The sequence below is a fragment of the Acinetobacter radioresistens DSM 6976 = NBRC 102413 = CIP 103788 genome (assembly GCF_006757745.1).
Taxonomy (GTDB): domain Bacteria; phylum Pseudomonadota; class Gammaproteobacteria; order Pseudomonadales; family Moraxellaceae; genus Acinetobacter; species Acinetobacter radioresistens.
The window spans coordinates 2,359,398-2,381,302 of record NZ_AP019740.1 but is presented as its reverse complement, the minus strand read 5'-3'; the positions used below and the strand labels follow the sequence as shown (position 1 = coordinate 2,381,302).

The 21,905-nt window shown below is 42.0% G+C and carries 22 protein-coding genes; 12 read left to right on the top strand and 10 right to left on the bottom strand.

Translation table 11 applies throughout. From position 1 onward, the window contains the following. The first annotated feature begins 133 nt into the window (after nucleotides 1–133). Together ACRAD_RS11155 and rimI are read left to right on the top strand one after the other, a co-directional pair. Nucleotides 134–1,009, top strand: coding sequence for a metal-dependent hydrolase (locus ACRAD_RS11155; protein WP_005027503.1), 876 nt, complete (start codon nucleotides 134–136; stop codon nucleotides 1,007–1,009). 105 nt (nucleotides 1,010–1,114) lie between these two features. Beyond that, a complete protein-coding gene (gene rimI / locus ACRAD_RS11150) occupies nucleotides 1,115–1,573 on the top strand; it encodes a ribosomal protein S18-alanine N-acetyltransferase (protein WP_005027502.1) in 459 nt (152 codons plus the stop codon). Between the two features lie 11 nt (nucleotides 1,574–1,584). On the opposite strand, the gene ACRAD_RS11145 is transcribed toward rimI, so the two are convergent. The 3 genes from ACRAD_RS11145 to trxB form a co-directional block, all read right to left on the bottom strand. Next, nucleotides 1,585–2,400 carry an arginyltransferase gene (locus ACRAD_RS11145; protein ID WP_005027500.1) on the bottom strand — a complete coding sequence of 272 codons (816 nt, stop codon included), beginning with the start codon at nucleotides 2,398–2,400 and terminating at the stop codon, nucleotides 1,585–1,587. A 19-nt stretch (nucleotides 2,401–2,419) separates the two neighbouring features. Then, complete coding sequence (aat, locus tag ACRAD_RS11140) at nucleotides 2,420–3,151, bottom strand: leucyl/phenylalanyl-tRNA--protein transferase (protein ID WP_005027498.1); 732 nt, start codon at nucleotides 3,149–3,151, stop codon at nucleotides 2,420–2,422. Nucleotides 3,152–3,278: 127 nt separating this feature from the next. Beyond that, nucleotides 3,279–4,238: a thioredoxin-disulfide reductase gene (trxB, locus tag ACRAD_RS11135; RefSeq protein ID WP_005018904.1), complete on the bottom strand. Its 960-nt coding sequence runs from the start codon at nucleotides 4,236–4,238 to the stop codon at nucleotides 3,279–3,281. Between the two features lie 251 nt (nucleotides 4,239–4,489). Here trxB and ACRAD_RS11130 point away from each other — a divergent pair, with 251 nt between their 5' ends. Further along, complete coding sequence (locus ACRAD_RS11130) at nucleotides 4,490–7,621, top strand: DNA translocase FtsK (RefSeq protein ID WP_005027496.1); 3,132 nt, start codon at nucleotides 4,490–4,492, stop codon at nucleotides 7,619–7,621. Nucleotides 7,622–7,685: 64 nt separating this feature from the next. On the opposite strand, the gene ACRAD_RS11125 is transcribed toward ACRAD_RS11130, so the two are convergent. From ACRAD_RS11125 to ACRAD_RS11100, 6 genes are all read right to left on the bottom strand, one after another. Further along, nucleotides 7,686–7,973 carry a PA4642 family protein gene (locus tag ACRAD_RS11125; RefSeq protein WP_005027494.1) on the bottom strand — a complete coding sequence of 96 codons (288 nt, stop codon included), beginning with the start codon at nucleotides 7,971–7,973 and terminating at the stop codon, nucleotides 7,686–7,688. A gap of 128 nt (nucleotides 7,974–8,101) precedes the next feature. Further along, nucleotides 8,102–8,374, bottom strand: coding sequence for a cell division topological specificity factor MinE (minE, locus tag ACRAD_RS11120; protein ID WP_005018909.1), 273 nt, complete (start codon nucleotides 8,372–8,374; stop codon nucleotides 8,102–8,104). A gap of 2 nt (nucleotides 8,375–8,376) precedes the next feature. Then, on the bottom strand, nucleotides 8,377–9,189 hold the full coding sequence (minD, locus tag ACRAD_RS11115; RefSeq protein WP_005018911.1) for a septum site-determining protein MinD: 813 nt from the start codon (nucleotides 9,187–9,189) through the stop codon (nucleotides 8,377–8,379). Between the two features lie 60 nt (nucleotides 9,190–9,249). Continuing rightward, nucleotides 9,250–9,951: a septum site-determining protein MinC gene (gene minC, locus ACRAD_RS11110; protein ID WP_005027492.1), complete on the bottom strand. Its 702-nt coding sequence runs from the start codon at nucleotides 9,949–9,951 to the stop codon at nucleotides 9,250–9,252. A 120-nt stretch (nucleotides 9,952–10,071) separates the two neighbouring features. Next, nucleotides 10,072–11,121 carry a hypothetical protein gene (locus tag ACRAD_RS11105; RefSeq protein WP_005018915.1) on the bottom strand — a complete coding sequence of 350 codons (1,050 nt, stop codon included), beginning with the start codon at nucleotides 11,119–11,121 and terminating at the stop codon, nucleotides 10,072–10,074. 35 nt (nucleotides 11,122–11,156) lie between these two features. Continuing rightward, nucleotides 11,157–12,071: an acyltransferase gene (locus ACRAD_RS11100; RefSeq protein ID WP_005018916.1), complete on the bottom strand. Its 915-nt coding sequence runs from the start codon at nucleotides 12,069–12,071 to the stop codon at nucleotides 11,157–11,159. Between the two features lie 240 nt (nucleotides 12,072–12,311). On the opposite strand from ACRAD_RS11100, the gene ACRAD_RS11095 reads away from it, so the two are divergent. The 9 genes from ACRAD_RS11095 to ACRAD_RS11055 all read left to right on the top strand — a co-directional run bounded on the left by ACRAD_RS11095 (nucleotide 12,312) and on the right by ACRAD_RS11055 (nucleotide 21,452). After that, nucleotides 12,312–12,941 (top strand): OmpA family protein, encoded by a 630-nt coding sequence (locus tag ACRAD_RS11095; protein WP_005018918.1) that lies wholly within the window; start codon nucleotides 12,312–12,314, stop codon nucleotides 12,939–12,941. 125 nt (nucleotides 12,942–13,066) lie between these two features. Then, entirely contained in the window at nucleotides 13,067–15,106 is a 2,040-nt protein-coding gene (locus ACRAD_RS11090; RefSeq protein WP_005018919.1) for a UvrD-helicase domain-containing protein, read from the top strand. Between the two features lie 39 nt (nucleotides 15,107–15,145). Beyond that, a complete protein-coding gene (dut, locus tag ACRAD_RS11085; protein WP_005027489.1) occupies nucleotides 15,146–15,598 on the top strand; it encodes a dUTP diphosphatase in 453 nt (150 codons plus the stop codon). Between the two features lie 219 nt (nucleotides 15,599–15,817). Next, a complete protein-coding gene (locus tag ACRAD_RS11080) occupies nucleotides 15,818–17,242 on the top strand; it encodes a phosphomannomutase/phosphoglucomutase (RefSeq protein WP_005027487.1) in 1,425 nt (474 codons plus the stop codon). 10 nt (nucleotides 17,243–17,252) lie between these two features. Next, nucleotides 17,253–18,173, top strand: a complete 921-nt coding sequence (argB, locus tag ACRAD_RS11075) for an acetylglutamate kinase (RefSeq protein WP_005018923.1) — start codon at nucleotides 17,253–17,255, stop codon at nucleotides 18,171–18,173. A 143-nt stretch (nucleotides 18,174–18,316) separates the two neighbouring features. Further along, on the top strand, nucleotides 18,317–19,165 hold the full coding sequence (locus ACRAD_RS11070; RefSeq protein WP_005027485.1) for a class II glutamine amidotransferase: 849 nt from the start codon (nucleotides 18,317–18,319) through the stop codon (nucleotides 19,163–19,165). 284 nt (nucleotides 19,166–19,449) lie between these two features. Further along, complete coding sequence (locus ACRAD_RS11065) at nucleotides 19,450–19,896, top strand: bacteriohemerythrin (RefSeq protein ID WP_005404364.1); 447 nt, start codon at nucleotides 19,450–19,452, stop codon at nucleotides 19,894–19,896. 150 nt (nucleotides 19,897–20,046) lie between these two features. Then, nucleotides 20,047–21,129: a membrane protein gene (locus ACRAD_RS11060; RefSeq protein WP_005027483.1), complete on the top strand. Its 1,083-nt coding sequence runs from the start codon at nucleotides 20,047–20,049 to the stop codon at nucleotides 21,127–21,129. Further along, a complete protein-coding gene (locus ACRAD_RS11055; RefSeq protein ID WP_005027482.1) occupies nucleotides 21,129–21,452 on the top strand; it encodes an RnfH family protein in 324 nt (107 codons plus the stop codon). Before ACRAD_RS11060 ends, ACRAD_RS11055 begins: the two co-directional genes overlap by 1 nt. Before the next feature lie 45 nt (nucleotides 21,453–21,497). Here the strand turns inward: ACRAD_RS11055 and ACRAD_RS11050 are convergent, their stop codons facing one another. Next, nucleotides 21,498–21,896, bottom strand: coding sequence for an outer membrane protein assembly factor BamE (locus ACRAD_RS11050; RefSeq protein ID WP_005027479.1), 399 nt, complete (start codon nucleotides 21,894–21,896; stop codon nucleotides 21,498–21,500). Nucleotides 21,897–21,905: the final 9 nt, after the last annotated feature.

Sequence of the window (21,905 nt, the reverse complement as noted above, 5' to 3'; positions counted from 1 at the left end):
CAGCTGTCCTTAACTGATAATTCTATGTCCTTATCTGCCCTTATAGCACAATAAAAAAAACGTATGATAAGAAATAAGAAATCAAAAAATAAAAGCAAGCTAGCGAATTGCTCACTTGCGAGGAGTAACCCTAATGAATGCTAAAGTAAATATTTCAAATCGTGCTGGTGCTAGCTTTCCTGTACGTCGTATGGACTTTGAATTTAATCAGGTTCCACGTTACTGGGCGAGCGGTGATGCCGGTATAACCCATTTTATGACAGCTTTATCTGCACTGTTCCCAGAGGGTGAAAAATTTTTTGTAGATAGTACCCGTGCGGTACGTCAAAACCCTAAACTTTCAGATCCAGTACTTCAAAAAGAGATTAGTGCTTTTATCGGGCAAGAAGCTATGCATTCTAAGGAGCATCTTGCCTTTAATGCTTCTGCTCAGGCTTATGGTTATGATGTGCGTAAAATGGAAGAGCAGACAGGGCAGGTACTTAAAGTAGGTACGGAAGTCGTATACCGTCTGATGAAACCGTTCGGTTACACCAAGGAAATGGTTGATTTAACAGGTACATGTGCTCTTGAACATTTTACTGCCACTATCGCGGCTGAGCTGTTGCAGAATGCAGATGTGCAGGCCTTATTTAATGATGAGACCATGTATAAACTCTGGATGTGGCATGCCATAGAGGAAAATGAGCATAAAGCTGTAGCCTTTGATGTTTATACAGCAATGTATGGGCAAGGGCCTAAGGCTTATTTTATGCGCTCTTCGGCGCTAATCATTGCCTTAACGCTGATTTTCTTTACACAGTCATATTTTACTGTGCGTCTCTTAAGCGCAGATAAAAAACTAACCTGGAAAGATACCAGATATATGCTGAAATTTATGTATGGCCGTAAGGGTTTTATAACTCGACAAATTCCTGAACTGGCAGACTTTTTAAGACCAAAATTTCATCCAAATGATACAGATACCACAGCTCTTTTAGAAAAATGGCGTAATAAACTAGGTTTCTAAAAGTATATAAGAAAAGGGACAATTTAAATTGTCCTTTTTTATTCTCGATTTTTCATAAACAATTCTTATAATGCAAGTTGGATAGCTATAAAAGCCCTGTTGTATATGATCCGCTTAATGCAAAAATCTGACCTGCCTCAGGTGACTGAGATTGAAAAACAGGTTCAAACTCACCCGTGGTCTTTTCGATTATTCGAAGAGGCATTACAAAGTTATCTGTGTACTGTATACGAGCTGCAAGGTCAGGTTATCGGCTTCTGTATTCTACAGCCCGTTCTAGATGAAGCTAACCTGTTATTAATGGCTATTCATCCTTCCTGGCAAGGTAAAGGACTAGGTTATACCCTGCTTGAGCAATCAATTTCACTTTTAGAAAATATGCCTGTACAAATTTTTCTGGAAGTACGTGAAAGCAACACAGCTGCCATTGCACTTTATGAAAAGAGCGGCTTTCATCAAATTGATCAGCGACGTAATTATTATCCTGGACCGAATGGAGGACGTGAACATGCCATTATCATGGTCAAGTCTTGTAGTGAGGATTTCAGCCAGTTATTTCGCTAAGTCAAACTGATTTATTTAACAATCAGCTGATTCCAGCCCGAAGGAAGGGTGGTGAGGAGCGAATCACCCAGCGCATGAATCTCTTCAGCGTTTAAGGATCGGTTCAAATGCCGCCACTGTCCATCTAGTAAAATTTCTAATGGGGTATATTGGGATTTATAGTTCATTTTAGCTGAATGTGGTACCCAGTAACCGAGGTAAATGTAATCTAGACCTAGCATTTTTACATATTCAATCTGCTTTAAAATTGCAAATACTCCTAGGGAGCGACGGTTTTCATCAGGATCAAAAAAAGTATAAACCGCTGAAATACCATCATCCAGCGGATCACATGTAGAAACGCTGATGAGCTGTTCATCCTTCCACAGCTCAAGAAAGAAGCTTTCTGTACAGCTATGTACCAAGAATTTTTCAAACTGGTCTTGACTGGGTGGATACATGTCTCCATCAGCATGACGTGCCAAAATATAGCGCTCATACAGTGCATAATGCTGCCAGGTTGCATCACGGGTTGAAATAATATTCATGCGTAAATTCTGGTTACGCTTCCATGCTTTTTTCTGGCTGCTGTTCATTTGAAAAGCATTTACAGGGACCCGACAGGAAAGGCATTGCCGGCACAGATGGCATTCTGGACGATAGATAAAGTCGCCACTACGTCGGAAGCCTAGCCGAGAAAGTTCAGACAATGTTTCTACGTCAATACGATGAACAGGGTCCAGAAAGACCATGCGTGCAGATTTCTTTTCTAGATAACTACAGTCATGTGGTGGTGTAATATAGTACTGCAAGTCATTTAACAGGGACTTAGGGTGATAAGATTTCATACATGGTCCCTCATTATTATCATTCGCTCAGGCGGCTATTAAGTGCAACTGTTTCACTTGAAAATACACGCTCCTGATACTTTTTCCAATCGATAGCAGGTTGAATAATTACATCTTGTAACGATTTAAGATAATCCTGCCGAGAAACTGTACAGGCACCCAAGCTAAGCAGATGTTCATTTACCAGCTGGCAGTCGACCCAAGGTAAATTATTCTCCTTTGCAATTAACATGAGGCTATAAAAAGCCATTTTTGAAACATCAGTGCGGGTACTGAACATCGATTCACCGAAACAGCCTTTGCCAATGGTGACCCCATACAGGCCTCCTACCAACTTTGTATCGTCCCAGACTTCAACACTATAACCAAAACCTGCATTGAACAGGTTGCAGTAGCCTTGGATAATTTGTTTGGAAATCCACGTCTCTTCACTATAGCTACGCGGTAGGGCACATGAGGAAATAACCTGTTCAAAGGCCTGATTGACCGTGATGTGATAGTCGTACTTTTTCATACTCCGTAGTAAAGATTTGCTCGGTTTATAATGTTCTGGATAAATTACACAGCGTGGTTCTGGTGACCACCAGCAAATAGGTTCACCTGCATTAAACCAGGGAAATAACCCATGTGTGTAAGCTTCTAATAAAGTAGATGGAGAGAGGTCAGCCCCAATACATATGAGGCCTTCGCCTTCAGGATCGGCTTCTATAGGATCAGGAAAAATATATTGAGAGGGGGGAAGCATGGTCATGATTCAGTCTGAAAAAATCACTTTAATTTATGGTAAGTAATTTCATACAGCCATACAAGCACAACTGTAAAACTGAAAATAAGAATAGCCGCACTAAGGCGGCTATTAAGAAAATAACCAAACTCTGTTAACTTTCTGGTGTTAAACCATCCAGGTATTTCTCTGCATCAAGTGCAGCCATACAGCCTGAGCCCGCAGAGGTAATGGCCTGGCGATAAACATCATCTGCTACATCACCTGCTGCAAATACGCCTGGGATTGACGTTGCAGTCGCATTACCTGCTGTGCCACTTTGTACCTGAATATAGCCATTACGTAATTCAAGCTGGCCCTCAAACATTGAGGTATTTGGTTTGTGGCCAATAGCAACAAATAAACCTTGAACATCAACATCACGTAGTGTGTCATCCTGAACAGATTTAAGTCTTACACCGGTTACTCCCGTATTGTCGCCCAGGACTTCTTCAACCTGATGGTTCCAGAGAATCGAAATTTTGCCTTCTTTCTCTTTTTCAAACAAGTGATCTTGTAAAATCTTTTCTGAACGCAGTTTGTCACGACGGTGTACAAGCGTAACATGTGAAGCGATATTTGATAAATACAATGCTTCTTCAACCGCAGTATTACCTCCACCTACTACCATAACTTTCTGGTTTTTGTAGAAGAAACCATCACAGGTTGCGCAGGCACTTACACCCTGGCCCATAAATTTGGCTTCGGATTCCAGACCAAGATACTGGGCAGTTGCGCCTGTTGCCACAATCAGGGCATCACAGGTGTACTCTTCCATATCACCCTTCAAAACAAAGGGACGAACATTTAAGTCCACTTCATTAATATGGTCATAAATCATCTCAGTACCAAACCGCTCTGCATGAGCATGCATACGTTCCATTAAAGCTGGACCAGTCAGACCCTCAGGGTCACCTGGCCAGTTGTCTACTTCAGTAGTGGTCGTAAGCTGGCCACCCATCTGCATGCCTGCAATGAGTGTCGGCTTTAGGTTTGCACGTGCTGCATACACTGCTGCGCTGTAACCGGCAGGGCCCGAACCCAAAATAATTAACCGTGAGTGACGAATGCTCATTAAAGCTATCCTTTTTTATGTAGAATTGTTAAAAGTATACGTGAAACATCAGCAAAGTTGTGTTCAATCCATGTGGATAATCTTGATGATGGAAATCGGTTTGAGCTATATAAAATATGTTAACAACACAAATAAATAATGATGCATCATTTTAATGGGAACCGGTGCATAATATAAAGTTTTCTTCTTTGAAGAAAGCCTGACGGCTTCTATATAAGAACATCAATTGATAAATGGTTACGGGACAGTATATGACTGCGGTGTCAAATGTTTATGCACAGCGCTTATTAATGACATTATTCTTGGTTTCATTCGGGATTTACCTGTTTCTGGCAACAGTAACATATACACCGTTTGACCCCGGGTGGATGCATATTTCCAGTGATACCCAGCAAGTCTCTAATGCCAGTGGCGTAGCGGGTGCCTGGATTGCAGATTTGCTTTTTGGCTTTGTAGGATGGGCAAGTTTGCTTATTCCCATCTACCTGTTTATTGAAGCTATCCAGCTCTGGTGGCCACGCAGTTTCCTGAACCGTCCGTTTCGTTATGCTGCCCAGTTTTTTTTAATCCTGACCACGTCCAGCCTTTTATATCTACACTGGAATTTACCTGCAGATACTCTGGAAAATGCCTCTGGTGGCATTATCGGTTATGAACTGGGAAGTAGTCTGGCGCAGGTGTTAACAATTTATGGTGCTACTTTCTTTCTGATTGTATTTTGTCTAATTTTACTGACCTTGGCATTTGGTATTCAATGGAATAAAACCTGGGTTACGCTTAAGGCAACCCCTGCATACCTGCAAGATCTGTTTTACCGTAATGTACCTTCCAGTGAATCAGACTTTGACCGCACTGAACAGCAACCAATAAAAAAGTCGGTCGCGATCAGAACCAGAGAATCTGCACAAGAGCAGGTTTTAGCTTCAGAAATAAAGCAGCCAGCTAAGATAGTCTCTCAACCTTCAGCAGCAGACCTGCAAGCAGAGCGTCTATTTAACGATATGTTGGCAAAAGAGCAGATACAACATCAGATGCCTTCACTTGATCCTGAAGATGAAGCAGAGTTTGAACGTACTTTAGAAAAAGCCCATCAGTTACAGCAGGACAGCCAGCGTGTGGTCGCAACCGGTGAAGTATGGCGTGCTTTACAACATGATGATAATCATGACCGTGATATTGATGCCCTGTTAAAAGCTGCCGAAGATGACAAACCGGTTACACCACATGAGCATCTGCAACAAGTGGTAGTGGCTCAGGAAGAAAGACAGCCTGAATCCCGTTCTCCTGCGTATCAGCCTCAAACATCACATGATGATGAGATATTGGACTGGAATGATGACCAGATTTTTGATGAACTGTTAGCTGCTGTACCGCCAACTAAAACGGCAACAGATGTACATACACCTTTTAACAGCAAAAATATATCAAATGGACAGGGCTCATCTGCCGCATCAGCTACTGTATCCAGTGTGACAGCCAGTGTTTCTGGGGCAGCAAGCGCCACGGGAGTTCAATCTGCACTGATGAGACAGTCTATGCAGAATAACGGCAGTGATGTTGCTGAGCTTGAGGAGCTGGTTGATTTTCTGGTGGAAGATGAAGATCACTTTAAAGATCAGCCTGTGAGAACAACAAGCAGTTATGCTCAGTCTACACCCTTTGTAAAAGCAGAGATTAAAACTCAGTTTAATGCACCAGAGCGTGAAACAGAGATTGAGCAACATCTAGATGAGCGTAAAATTCTTGCCAAAGATAAAGAAGCCTTTATTGAGGCTTGGCATGAAACGGCTGGTAAACCTCAAGAAATTGAAGAAGAATTTGATCTTGATGCGCCATTAACTGACCGGGCCGGGCGGCCGATGTCACGTGCCATGCAAGTGGTACACAAGCGTCGTGATCTATCAACTTTGCCTCCAGTTGACATTCTAGATCCGGTAGACCCGAACAAGAAAGTAAACTTTACTGCTGAGCAGTTGGCACGCCTGTCAGAACTGCTAGAAATCAAGTTGCAGGAGTTTAATGTTAAAGCCAAGGTGGTTGAGGCTCAGCCAGGGCCGGTAGTCACCCGTTTTGAACTGGATCTGGCGCCTGGGGTAAAAGCTTCTAAAGTAACCAATATTTCCCGTGACCTGGCTCGCTCAATGTCCATGGCTTCGGTGCGTGTAGTAGAAGTTATACCAGGCAAACCTTATATTGGAATCGAAGTACCGAACAGTAGCCGTGAAATGGTACGTTTAACCGAGCTACTGGAAACACCAGCATATCGCGACCCGAATGGTCTTATCTCAATGGCTATGGGTAAGGATATTTCAGGTAATCCGGTTTTGACTGATCTTGCCAAGGCACCTCACATGCTGGTGGCAGGGACTACCGGTTCGGGTAAGTCAGTCGCTGTAAATGCCATGATTCTTTCCATGCTGCTCAAATATACCCCCGATCAGTTGCGTTTAATTCTGATTGATCCGAAGCAATTAGAACTGGCTAACTATAATGATATTCCTCACCTTTTAACGCCTGTAGTGACTGATATGAAAGATGCGGTCAGTGCACTAAACTGGTGTGTTAATGAAATGGAACGTCGTTACAAGCTGATGTCCTTTATGAAAATTCGTAAGATTACTGATTATAACCGTAAGGTCGAAGAAGCAATTGCGAACGGTGAGGATCTGATTGATCCGACATGGAAACCCGGTGATTCGGCAACTCAAGAGCGTGCCCCACGCTTAACTCCTTTACCTATGATTGTGATTGTGGCTGATGAATTTGCAGATATGATTATGCAGGTGGGTAAAAAAGCAGAAGAAATGATTACTCGTCTCGCGCAAAAATCACGTGCTGCTGGTATTCATTTATTGCTTGCAACTCAGCGTCCTTCTGTGGATGTCATTACCGGCCTGATTAAAGCCAATATTCCTACCCGTGTGGCATTACGTGTTAACAGCAAAATTGACTCCCGTACTATTTTAGATGCAGGTGGGGCAGAGGACTTGTTAGGGCATGGTGATATGCTGTTCTTGGGGCCAGGTAAAATTGAACCCGAACGTGTACATGGCGCCTTCATTTCTGATGATGAAGTTAACCGTATTTGTGATGCATGGCGCGAACGTGGTGATCCTGATTACATTGACGAGATATTGACACCGTTTGATGAAGAACCAAGCTCACGCGGTTTCGAGGATGGTGGAGAAGGCGGTTCCGACCGGGATATGCTTTACGACCAGTGTGTCGCATTTGTACTGGAAACCCGTAAAGCCTCTACGTCTTCTCTCCAGCGTAAATTTAGCTTGGGTTACAACCGTGCTGCGCGCATTATTGATCAGATGGAAGAAAATGGTATTGTAAGTGCGATGGGTGCAAATGGTAAGCGTGAAATTTTAGTATAAAAGGTCTTTAAATAAAAAACCTGCTTCAAGCAGGTTTTTTATTATTTCGGTTATAAAGCTGTTTTTAAGCAAACTTAGCTAGAACTTCTAGAAATGGAGCACTTTGGCGCGGAAATTCAGCAATCACTTCATGAATACGTTGTCCCTGAGGATTAGTAGCATTTAGATCCCGGCCATCAGCAATAAACCTGTTCAGCAAACGTTCATAATCACTTGGACGCATATGCTTGAATGCATGATAGAGAACGTGAAAGTCAGCATTTATGCCTTCAGGAGGAAGCTGATTCAAATAGCCAAACACACGTTCATCTGACCATTCTTCATTGAATGTTGCTGGCTGTGACAATGCCATCACGATCTCCTCAGTATTCAAAACAAAATTAAAAAAGCAAAATACTTGCAGCAGGAGAAAGAGATACTTTCCATGCGCTGCTGCATATTTTGCCTTGATTTAATTCGGTTGCCTAATCAGTAATGAGATTAACGTTCTTCAGGCAAATTGATATTCATCTCTAGCATTTCGATGTTCGCTTCAGAACGAACAGACATCTGAATATGCTGCTCATCTACACCGCGTACATAACGGTTGACCACCTGCATAATTTCTTTTTTCATCTGGTCTATTTTGTCTTGGCTTAGACGTCTACCTAAACCCTGTTCAGAGGCCACGATGACTTTCAGTCGGTCTTTAGCTGTTTTAGCACTTGATGGTTTTTCATCACCACTAAAAAGCTTACTCCAGAATCCTGCCATAATTATGCTCCAAATAGTCGTGCTAACCAGCCCTTCGGTTTCACAGTAATGTGACGATAAGGACGTTCTTCACCAAGGAAGCGCGCAACCAGGTCATCATAAGCCTGTCCGGCACTGGTTTCAGTATATAGAATAACCGGTTTACCTTCGTTTGATGCCTGAAGTACAGTTGGACATTCTGGAATCACCCCTAAAGTCGGGACACGTAAAATATCTTTTGAAATATCATCAATTGATAACATTTCCTGACGGTCTGCACGTTCTGGATTAAAACGAGTGATACACAGATGCTTGCGTACACGACCCTCATTTTGTTCTACTTTTTTAGTCTTGCTGTCCAGCATGCCAATAATGCGATCTGAGTCTCGCACAGAAGAGATTTCAGGGTTGGTTACGATAATCGCTTCATCAGCATGATACATGGCCAAGATAGCACCACGTTCAATACCGGCTGGTGAATCACAGATAATATAGTCAAACTCTTGTGAGAGCTCATCTATAATTCGGGCAACACCCTCATCTGTTAATGCATCCTTATCACGGGTCTGTGATGCCGGTAAAATATAAAGATTTTCAATATCTTTATCACGGATCAAAGCTTGTTGTAAACGGGCTTCATTATTTAAAACATTGACAAAGTCATAAACCACGCGGCGTTCACAACCCATGATCAAATCCAGGTTACGTAAGCCTACGTCAAAATCAATAACGACGGTTTTGTGACCACGTAGGGCTAAACCTGTTGCAAAAGATGCGCTTGTTGTAGTTTTACCCACTCCACCTTTGCCTGATGTTACGACAACAATTTTGGCCACCGAATCCACTCCTGTTATGGTCCATCCCCTTAAATGGGGCTTTTGGTGATAATTTATACCTTAAAATTCCAAGGCTTCAAATTCAAGCTCTTGGTCATCATTCAAGTAAATATGTACAGGTTTTTTGGCGACATGCTGCGGGATGTCGTCTGCTACACAGTATGTGCCTGCAATAGATACCAGTTCTGCCTCAAGGGAATGACAGAAAATTCTTGCAGAGGTATTGCCTCCTACGCCGGCAATGACTCTACCACGAACACTGCCATAAATATGTATATTTCCTGAAGCAATCACTTCAGAGCCGCTGTTGATTCCGGCTTTTAGAATAATATCGCCATGGTCTTGGACCAGACACTGCCCAGTACGTAAAATCTCATCGTGATAAGAGGTAATATAACGAATACTGCCTGTTTTTTCAGCCTCAGCCTGTTGAGATACTGGCGCTTCAACTACCTGTTCTTTGGTAGGCTTGATGCGCTGTAACGGGCGGTCAGAGGCGAGTACCGGGAACTGAATGGCGCGTGCCTGATCACCTAGGATGCCGTCAATTACAGCCATAGGCTGCAAATCTAGGCTGACGAGCAGCTGGATCAGTGCAATCAGTTCCTGCTCGACTGTACTGTCAAGAATAACCAGGGCACCCTGATAAGCATTTTCATCGAGTAGAGTGTTCAGTTGCTGGCGGATAGCATCATGATCATTGGTGTCAAAGGTTAACCGGGTAAAGTTAACCATTCTGCCTGTAACCCGTATATCAGCCATAATTATTCCTTAGAGGCTTTTAACTTAAAGTTTGCCAAAGTCATGTTATTAAATAGAGCAAATCCTAGACTAAAATGCATGAATTCTCTAGCCGAAGTACAAATATTTTGACCGAGATGTTTATTCTTTGGCTACTTTGCTCTCGGCCAGAATCTGTTGCCATTGTTTAATTTTTACTTGTTTACGGATGGATTCTAAACTTTCAAATACTGCTGATTCAACCAATTGCTCAAGTGCCTGATTATTTATATTTAACTGGCTGGCTCTTTGTGCGATCAGCATATAGGTCGAGTTTGGCTGATCCAGTGTTCCATCTACCAGCGGATCAATTAAACCATAAGTAATATTTTCACCCAAGCGTTGGCCGATACTCTGTATCTGCTGTTCAATACGGCTGCCTACAATCGGTATCAGGCGTAGCAGTTGGGTGAGCTCCGGCGTTTCTTCGATGGCCCGGTTAACAATCAGGCCAACCTCTTTTGAGAGCTGATTCTGATGTTCTTTTAAGGCCAGAGCTAATGATTCCTGTAATACCTGAGCCAGAGCTGCCGCAAAAAGGTCCCGGTGGTGATCGACCAGATCATGGATCAGCTTTTTATGGGTAGTACTGGTGACCAGTTCACGATGTACACCATCTAATATGGTTAAGACTACACGACTGGAAAGTTCTTCCATTACCACGTGATAATAGAACAGCGCACGCTTATAAATGCTTTCAGGAATAACCTGATAACCCAGTTCATTTAAACGGTAAGCAATTACCCCGGCGCGCAGTAATCTTAAAAAACGTAATTGTGGAATGATGGCGAGTAATTCATACCAGTGTATAAAAGGAAAAAAGAACCAGCGTGGGTGATGTTTATAAATAATGGCAATCAGCCAGCGTACCAGAAGCTCTACCACCAGAAAGCTGGTAAACCAGCCTTCTGTTTTAATCACCCAAGGACGCAATTCAGTCTTATAAAACTGAAGGGCTTCAGGCACACGGATAAACTCAAACAGCCATTCTCCGAAGTCACTCATTAAAATGGCATTACCACTTAAACAGACCAGATTAATGACAATCAGTACCATCATGAATACGTCATAAACCAGAAACAATTTCCAGGCTAACGTATCATGTCGCACTGGAATAAAACTGGTTCTCGCTTTGACGGGCTCTTCTTGCATACAGGTCCTTAATGATTGTTCAGAGTATAGAAAAACTAGGCATATTTTTGCTGTATGGATTCAATTAACTGATCTTTTTCAGTCCAGATCTGATGTACCCAGGCTTGAAAGCGTTTACGGTATTCTTCATCTTCTTCGTAATTGCCACCTTTAACCCAAGCAGGTATTTCAATTTTACGCAGGTTTACTGCAATCCGGCTTACGTCACCTAACCAGAAATCTCCATAGCCTGGGACACCATCCGGATAAACAATAGTCATATCCACCAGCGCATCAATATTATCTTCTAAAATATTCAATGCTAATGCCAGTCCACCAGCCTTAGGTTTAAGCAAATGCTTATAAGGTGATTTCTGCTGGTCATGTTTTTCTTGGGTAAAACGTGTCCCTTCCAGATAATTGAGCAGGGTATAAGGCTGACTTACCAGTTGCTGACAGGCCTTGCGTGCTTCTTCCAAATCACGGGTTTTTAAATCAGGATTCTTTGCGATCTGCTCTTTGCTGTGCCGCTTCATCATCGGAAAACCTAAAATTTTAAAAGCCTGGCCGACAAAAGGAATAAAGATCAGTTCCCATTTGGTAAAAAAACGGGTTAGAGGCATACGGGTCAGACCAAAGTACTGATTCACTGTAGTGTCTACCCAGCTCTGATGGTTGCAGGTCATTAGATAACGACCTTGCATGCTTAAATCGAGATTTTCATCAATGGTAATATCCCATTTTAAATCAGAAAGTACATGCTCAATTAACCAGTTATTGACTGCTAACCAGCGGTTCGTAATCTCAATATTCGTTTCATCAATTTTACGCGAGTTTTTGATCAGCTTTGTTAACCCGAGCGCCAGCACAGGTGGTCCGTGCAGGAAAGTACTTCCTGTAATTACCGAGCCTACGGTCAGTCCACGTGTAATTTTTTTTAGTAAAGCTTGTTTCTTGTTTTGGGATGACATAGAAAGGTCCTGTTACCTGAACCCTGTCATCCTAAATGAAGCAATTCATGAAATGAAGTATTTCATCAAAAAAACTCATCAATAAGCGAGTATGAAGAAATTATGGGCTATGACTTCCGAAAAAGATCTAAAAGTATTACAAAATGTAAATAATCCATTATTTTTTAACAAAAAATCAATGTTATAAAAATTTTTTTTATTTCATTATCCTTTTAGACAACAAGGACAAGGAGGCATGCAATGCGTGCACTAATGATTTCAACTGTGGTAGGGGCAATGGCACTTTCGGGTTGCCAAAACATGGAATATGATAAAGCAGCAATTGGTACCGGTCTGGGTGCACTTGCGGGTTATGGTATTTCTAAGTCAAATGCAAATTCAAGTGCACAGAATAACCGTGCAGCAGCAATTGGTGCGGTGGTCGGTGCAGCTACAGGCGTGTATCTTGACAATAAAGAGAAAAAACTTCGTCAACAAATGGCAGGTACTGGGGTAGAAGTTAACCGTAACCCGGATGGTTCTGTTGGTCTGATTATGCCAGGCAACATTACATTTGATACCAACAAGTCTACGATCAAGCCAAACTTCTATACAACGCTTAATAAAGTAGCTCAAACCCTGACAGAAGATAACAAGAGTGCCATTTTGGTAACTGGTTATACTGACAGCACTGGTAATGATTCAATCAATATCCCGCTATCTCAGGCGCGTGCTCAGGCTGTAGCCAACTATCTGGCTGGCCAGGGCGTTCCACGTACCCGTATTAATGCTCAGGGTCTAGGTGCTTCTAACCCGATTGCATCAAATGCAACTGCTGAAGGCCGTGAACAAAACCGCCGTGTAGAAATTAGTATTTATGCAACCCAATAATTTAATTGAAGTTGTATAAAAACCACCTTCGGGTGGTTTTTTTATGGCTATTTGTTACCCAATTAACATTAGGCATCTGAAACAGACCTGTCTATAATCATGCTCGGTTCAGGAGAGGTAGTATTATGTCGTCGGCAAGTCAGTTAAATAACAAGCAACTTGAAGCTATGAAATACACTCAAGGACCCTTGTTAGTACTTGCAGGGGCAGGTTCAGGTAAAACTTCGGTAATTACCCGTAAAATTGCTTATTTAATCCAGCAGTGCCGAATACCGGCGCACCGGATTACAGCAATGACCTTTACTAACAAAGCTGCACGAGAAATGAAAGAGCGTGTCGGTAAATTGTTGTCACGTGAGGAAATTAAAGGACTTTCAGTTTCGACCTTTCACACTTTTGGCTTAAACATGTTGCGCCTTGAGCTGAAAAATACGCCTCTTAAAAACAACTTTTCTATTTTAGATGCAGATGATTGTAAACGCATACTGATGGATCTGATGCATCGTGACAATCTATCGGGTGCAGAAAGTAAAGAACTCATTGCGAAGGCAATGAAAAAAATCTCTGACTGGAAAAATGATCTGATTTTACCGGAACAGGCACATAGTACTTGTGAAACTCCAGAAGATGTACAGATGGCACATCTCTACCAGTTATATGAGCGCAACCTTCGTGCCTACAATGCTGTTGATTTTGATGACTTAATTGTGATGCCGACCCGCTTGTTGCAGGAAAATGCGGAAGTACGTGATAAATGGCAAAATCGGGTACGTTATCTGTTGGTCGATGAATATCAAGATACCAACACCGCACAGTATATTCTGGTTAAGCTGCTGGTAGGCGTGATGGGCCAGTTTACAGCTGTAGGTGATGATGACCAGTCAATTTACGCCTGGCGAGGGGCTAAACCTGAAAACATGGCATTATTACAGCAGGATTTTCCTAACCTAAAAGTAATCAAGCTTGAGCAGAATTATCGTTCGACCAGCCGTATCCTGAAATCTGCCAATGCGGTAATTGCCAATAATCCTCATATCTTTGATAAACAGCTCTGGAGTGATAAAGGCCACGGCGATGTGATCCGGGTCATTACCTGCCGTAATGACGATGATGAGGCAGAACGTGTTGTAAAGGATATTTTAACGCATAAACTGATGAATGCCCGCAGCTGGAAAGATTATGCAGTACTGTACCGTGGTAACTTTCAGGCACGCGTTTTAGAAACCCAGCTTCGCCAGATGCAAATTCCCTATAAACTGTCGGGTGGCCAGTCTTTCTTTGCCCGTGCAGAGATCAAGGACGTCATGAGTTATCTGCGCCTTATTATTAATCCAGAAGATGATAGTGCCTTCTTGCGTATTATTAATACACCCAAGCGTGCAATTGGACCGGTAACCTTAGAAAAACTTGGACTATTTGCACAAGATAACCATCTGTCTTTATTATCTGCAGCCGGAGATCAGCGGCTCACGATGGTTATTCCTAAAAAAGCTGTAACACAGTTGCACGAGTTTGCTGACTTTATTGGAAATTTTACCCGTGAATTGCTGGATGATGACGAACCGGTTCCTAAAATTCGCCAGATGATGAATGAAGCAGGTTATATCGACTATATCCGGGAACAGGCAGCTACACCTGCTCAGGAAAAGAGCAAGTTAGATAATATTGAAAGTCTCTACAGTAGTATTCAAAGTCTGATTAACCGTGCAGAAGATGTAGATGATAAAAATATTGAGAGTGTCATTCGTAAAATGGTTCTGCTCGATATGCTGGAGCAGCAACAGGAAGAGGAAGATATTGATAAAGTAAACTTGCTAACTCTTCACGCTGCTAAAGGGCTGGAATTTCCGTATGTTTACATGATTGGACTAGAAGAAGAATTATTGCCCCATAAAAATTCGATTGCCAGTGAAACTATTGAGGAAGAGCGTCGCCTGATGTATGTGGGTATTACCCGTGCCCGTCAGGCTCTAACTCTAACTCTGGCAGAGCAGCGCAAGAATGGGGGACAAATGAAACAGATGACGCCAAGCCGCTTTCTGGATGAGTTGCCTCAAGATGAAGTTGAATGGCTAGGCCGCAAGAAAAAACTGGTTGCTAATGTAGACCCGAAAGAACAGGCACAGCAATATTTACAGAATCTCAAAGCTTTATTGAAACGTTAAGTCAGCCGGTCTGTACTCGACATAGAAATAGGAATACTTATGAAAGTTCAAATTAAAGTACTCGACACGCGTCTGGGTAATGAATGGCCTTTGCCAACTTATGCGACCTCTGGTTCTGCCGGATTGGATTTACGTGCCTGTCTGGATGAGGAGGTGCAAATTAAACCTGGTGAGACTATTCTGGTTAAAACTGGAATGGCGATTTATATTGAAGACCCAAATTTTGCGGGTCTAATTTTGCCACGTTCTGGACTGGGTCATAAGCATGGGATTGTACTTGGTAATCTGGTGGGCCTGATTGACTCAGACTATCAGGGCGAGCTTATGGTATCTGTCTGGAACCGTAGTCAGACAGTTTTTACACTGGAACCTGGTGAGCGCCTAGCTCAATATGTACTGGTTCCTGTAGTCCAGACACAATTTGAACAAGTGAATGAATTTACTGTATCCGAGCGGGGAACTGGCGGTTTTGGCCATACCGGGCAGAAGTAAAATAACAGCTTATAAACAGAGAATAGTCTGTTTATAAGCTAATAAAACTTTTAAAAACAATTTCTTAACATTTCTTGTTGAAACATTACTGAATCTATATTAAAAAATATTCTTTTTTTAGGTATACCTTATGCATTCTGATAATAACCCGCCTACTTTTTTATTCTGAATTTTTAGTTTTTATTTCCAAGGTAGGCGCCTTGAATAAAAGAATATAGTATGGAATTAAATCATTCTCCTTTTCCAAAAGCTATTTTTCGCGCATATGATATCCGTGGAAAACTTGCTTGTTTTACCCCGGCTGTGGTCCGGGCAACTGCACACGCCTTGGCAAAACAATTCAAAGAGGCTGGCCAGTCTGAACTGGTGATTGGTTATGATGCGCGATTAAGTAGTCCTTTCTATGCACAAATTCTGACTCAAGTATGTGGTGAAGAGGGGCTGAGCGTTACTGAAATTGGTTGCTGTTCCAGTCCGCAAATGTACTATTTAGCGCGCAACTATAGTGGAAACGGTATAATGGTGACCGCTAGCCATAATCCAAAAACCGATAACGGAATTAAATGGATTATTCAGGGTGAACCGCCGTGTCCAGATATGATCCAAACCATCGCAAGTACAGCAGAAAATTATTATCAGCCTCCTATATTTGATTCTATTTTAACCTTGCCACATCAGCATAAGGCCGAGTTCTGTAGCCTTTACCAGCAGGCAATTTTAAAAGATATTCACTTAAAACAACCGCTCAAGGTGGTACTTGATGCGTTGAATGGTTCAGCAGGAGAGTGTGCAGAAACCATTTTGAAGAAACTCGGCTGTGAAGTGATCGCTTTGCGCTGTAAGCCTGATGGTAATTTTCCAGATCATGCCCCGGACCCATCTCAAGCTGTTCATTTAAAACAGTTACAGGCAAATATGATTGAACAGCAGGCCCATATTGGTATCGCACTGGACGGTGATGGGGACCGGGTAGTACTGGTCGATGAACAGGCAAATATTATTACTGCAGATCGTCTGCTTTCTTTATTTAGCCAGATGTGTCTGGAAAACCATCCCGGTCACGCAGTGGTATTCGATGTTAAATGTTCCAGCATGGTCCGTAATACGGTTCGAAACTTGGGTGGACATCCGCATATGATCCGTACAGGAAGCAGCTTTCTCAGAAAATATTTATCACAATCTGGGGGCTATGCTGTTTTTGGTGGAGAGTACGCTGGCCACTATGTATTTAATGATGGTCGTGGTTTTGGCTATGATGATGGTTTATATGCAGCGTTACGTGTCATTGAATATATGGGACATTTCCCAGATAAAAAGTTATCAGAGCTGTTGGCGGTCTATCCTGAGCGCTGCTGTACCGAAGATACTTATATCAGTACACATCAAACCAATCCTAAAACCGTATTAGAGGATATCGAAATCCTGAGTCACCGTTTTGGTGCCCAACTGAGTAAGATTGATGGAATACGCCTTGATTTTAAAGATGGTTTTGGCATTATTCGAGCTTCCAATACTGGCGAGTACTTTACCGTACGTTTTGATGCGGACGACCGCCTGACGCTGGATAAAATACGATATAAATTTGTTTCAATGTTAAGTGAACGATATCCTGAAATTGCACAAGATATCCTAGATGCTCAATAAGGAGAGGTGAATGCCACATCAGCAAACTAGTGCTGGCATCAACAAGGCTGAAATTCTGACCGAAGCGTTGCCGTATATTCAACATTTTGCCGGTAAAACGCTGGTGGTAAAATATGGTGGTAATGCCATGACTGATCCGGCACTGGAAAGCTCCTTTGCCCGTGACATTGTTCTGTTAAAAACAGTCGGTTTAAACCCGGTCGTCGTACATGGTGGAGGCCCGCAGGTCGATTCATTTCTAAAACAGTTAGGCCGCGAGTCTGAGCGTATAGATGGGATGCGTGTAACAGATCCTGCGACTATGGAAGTAGTCGAGATGGTGTTAGGTGGCAGTGTTAACAAATCTATTGTCAATCTGATTAACCAGCATGGTGGCCGTGCAATTGGTTTGACCGGCAAAGACGGTAATTTGCTTAAAGCCCGCAAACTTCTGATGGAAAAACAGGCAGAAGATGGCAGCATTCACCAGATTGATCTGGGACTGGTAGGGGAAGTCGTTGAAGTAAAAACCGATGTCATCGAAATGTTTACCCAGAGTGACTTTATTCCGGTGATTGCACCACTGGGTGTAGATGAGGAAGGTAATACTTACAATATCAATGCTGATCTGGTTGCAGGGAAGGTGGCTGAAGCTCTAGGTGCTGAAAAACTGGTACTGTTAACCAATATTGCCGGTGTACTGGATGAAAATAAAAAATTGCTAACAGGCCTTACCACACAGGAAGTTGATCATCTGATTGAAACAGGCGTGATCTATGGTGGCATGATTCCTAAAGTTGGCTGTGCACTTGATGCAGTCAAGGCAGGGGTAGTTAGTGCCCACATTGTTGATGGTCGCGTACCTCATGCAACCCTACTGGAAGTCTTTACTGATCATGGAGTTGGAACTTTGATTACTAACCGTGCCCATTTTGGTGCAAGCAGGTCATAACTGGACAGTTTAAAAAGTCACTTCGGTGACTTTTTTCTGTTTGCAAAAAATAAAACAGACATACACCAAGATTAAGATTTACAAGTTTAAGATGACTCATGCACAATAACTTCAAGATTTTATTAAGACCCTGATTAAAGATTATGTGTCAGCTTTTGGGAATGAATTGTGCAACTCCGACAGATATAACGTTTTCTTTTCGCGGCTTTTCACAGCGGGCTGGAGTAACTTCTGACCATTCAGACGGTTTTGGTATCGCTTTTTTTGAAGATAAGGCCTGCCGGCTATTTGTAGATAACCAGTCGGCAGTAGAATCGCCGATTGCTGAGCTTATCCGTAATTATCCTATCAAATCTCGAAATGTAATTGCCCATATCCGTAAAGCAACACAGGGTAAAATTACTTTAGAAAATTCACATCCATTTATACGTGAATTATGGGGGCGCCACTGGATTTTTGCCCATAATGGTGACTTGCATGAGTTTAATCCTCCATTGACTGGCCGCTTTACGCCGGTAGGAAATACTGACAGTGAATATGCATTCTGTTATTTGCTTGATCAGCTGGTTGAGCATTTTGGCTATAATGAGCCTGCAATAGAAGAGATCTTTGCTGTACTAGAGGACGTTGCACCTAAAATTGCAGAGTACGGTACGTTCAATTATTGCCTTTCAAATGGCCAGGCATTATTTAGCTATGCCACCACCAAGCTGCACTGGCTGGTACGTGAATATCCGTTTCAGCCTGCACAATTAATCGATTTAGATGTTGAAGTCGATTTTAGTCATGTGACTACACCAGAAGACCGGGTTGCAGTTATTACTACAGAACCTTTGACTCATAATGAGATCTGGACTGCATATCAACCAGGGGAAATGATTTTATTTCAGCATGGAAAACCGATTAAATATGCCTTTACGCATATTGAACGACTCATTCGGGAAGCTAAAAATCCTGAATTAAAGCGAGTCACTAAAGCTGATCAATATTAAAATATAAGTTACTATAAAATAATAGATTTATTATATGGCCCTTAATATATAAAATATAGAAAAGCTTGTATTAATAAAGTATTAAAAATTAAATATAATATAAATTGGTTAAAAAATAACTTACTCTTTTGGTCTGGTTAAAATATTTTTTATATCAAAAATAATAGTTTGAATAATAAATATGGAAATTATATTAAAACCAACTAAATTACTTCATTTTTATTTTGTTTTTTTACCGATATGATTCTCTCAGTACTTAATTGATTATAGCTGGGGCGGACGTAATGAAAATGAAATGGAGTCCAGAGTATAATACTGGTATTGATGTAATTGACGATCAACACAAGCGGATTCTGGATTATATTAACCAGATTGACCAGAATACAGATCGTCATCATACGAAACAGATTCTTGATGATATTATTGATTACACCCAGTCACATTTTACTTTTGAAGAGAGCTTGCAAGAAGAAGCCGGTTATAAATATCGTGTACCTCATAAACGTGTACACGATCTGTTTATTAAAAAGATTGAACTTTACCGTCAACAGTTTGAACAAGGGGCGTCTATTGAACATGAGTTACATGAAATCCTTTCAAAATGGTTAATTAACCATATTCAGCATGATGATGCTGATTATGTTGGCGCTGTAAAAGAAAATATGATGGGCATCCTGAAAGAGAAAGAAAAGAAAAAGGGAAAAAATTGGTTTGCTCGTTTCTTTTCATAAGAAAACTGACATAAGAATAACAAGGAATAAGTAAATAAAAAATTAGCGCTGCAAATCATCTTTCGGGGTGGTTTGCATTTTTTATTTGAGTCTTTGATTTTCGTTCATGAGAAAGGCAAAATATCGGCAGACTCATTCAAGGAACGCATCATGCAGGACAATTCTATGTCACGATGGTTATCGCCGCTGATGGCATTTTGTTTAACCTTTATTATTATTGCGACGCTTGCCCCTGTGGTGGGGATTCAGTTCGAGCGACAGTTTGATTTTTGGTTGCTCTGGTTAGGAACGATGCTATTTTTAGCCTTACCGATTACTTATCTGGAAATTGCACTCGCTAAACGTTCCAAAACTACCGCATTAAATGCTTTATCTGGGCTGACCCGCGATGCAGATGCCTCAGCACGCTGGCGTCTGGTAGGCTGGCTTGCAGTTATCTTTATTCCATTCTTGGCTGGTGCCGTATTATTTAATGCTGCTCAGCTGATTCAGCTGCAAATGATTCCGGACTTTGCTCCACATCTTGTTTTTCTAGCAATGGCAGTAGTTGCATTAATTGGCTCTTTTATTCCACGCCAGTTCCTTGTTCCTGTGACAGCTTTAGGCGTTATTGTTTCACTAATTACTGCAAACACCCTAGGTACGCCGGCTGCAAGCTGGCAATGGACATCAGTCGAGTTTAGCGAGTGGGGAAGTGCAACAGTACTTGCGCTTGTGGCCAGTGGTCTGGGATTGGGCTTATACTGGCAAAGTAGTTTGCCCCGGGTACAAACACAAAATGCAGTAACGGGTACGGTTCTACCGATCTGGTTTGCACAGCTAGTCGCTTTAATTGCTTTTGGGTTCTTTGTTGCCAATGGTGAGCTTCCTGTTATTGCATTGGTAATTACTGCACTAGCAGCAGCGGCATTGTTTATTCAATTTGCCCGTGAGCAGTTATTACAACGTCAAGTTGCGATTGTTCTACAATGGGCGATTTTACTAATTGCTTTATTGGTTTGGGCAATTCCAGAAATTTATTCAGCGCTAAATCTGGTATTAATGTTATGGGGTCTTATAATTTGCCTGATCTATGCCATTTTTGCTGGCTGGATCATGAAGATTAGCCATTTACGCAAATCTATGAACTTTAGTAATGAGCTGTTTTACAACTTGTGGCGTATTGCAGTGCGTATTGTTTTACCGTTATCTATTTTATTAGCTATGGTTGCGATTATCAGGCAGTTTATATAATGGTGAAGCATCAGCAAGTCTGGGTCGCTTATGCCCATCCTGAAGTACAGTTTCTGATTGCTGTTGAGTTTACTGAAGGAATGACCGTTCGGGATGCAATAGAGCAAAGTGGTATACGGAATAAGATTGATTTACCTGAAGTGCTACAGACCGGAATTTTTGGCATAAAAGTGACTGCGATGAGTCAGCCACTACAGGCAGGAGACCGGGTAGAAATCTATCGGCCTTTAACCATAAATCCGAAAGAGACTCGCCGTAAACGGGCAGAAAAAAATCCGGTAGGACGTTATGCCAAAAGTAATCGTCTCAGACAATTGAAATGATATGAAAAACCCCTCATCGAGGGGTTTCTTTTTATTTTAAAGCGTCTATAGTGGGGGCGCATTTAAAATCGCTTCTCTGGAAGCTGGCAGACCAGGTTGGGATTCTGGAATAGTTTCCAGCCCTTCAATTTTGGTAACAATGCCTGTTTCATTAAAGTAAATCTTTAAATGCTGGCCATGTGCCGCTGGAATCTTGGCTTTCTTGGCATAGGTTCCTGGGATATAGTTGTAAATGTAATCCCAGCGTAATGGATTCAATGGATCAGTTACGGTTGGGCTTCCAAGCAGAAAACGTACTTGCTGATGAGACATACCCACCTGGACTTTTGAAGCTTGTGCCTGAGTTAATGGCGTTCCCTGAGGGATATCAACTTTATAAACGCCCAAGGTTGAACAGCCGACAAGCAGTGAAGTGACGACTAACGTCAGCATAAGTTTTTGCATTTTGCTACA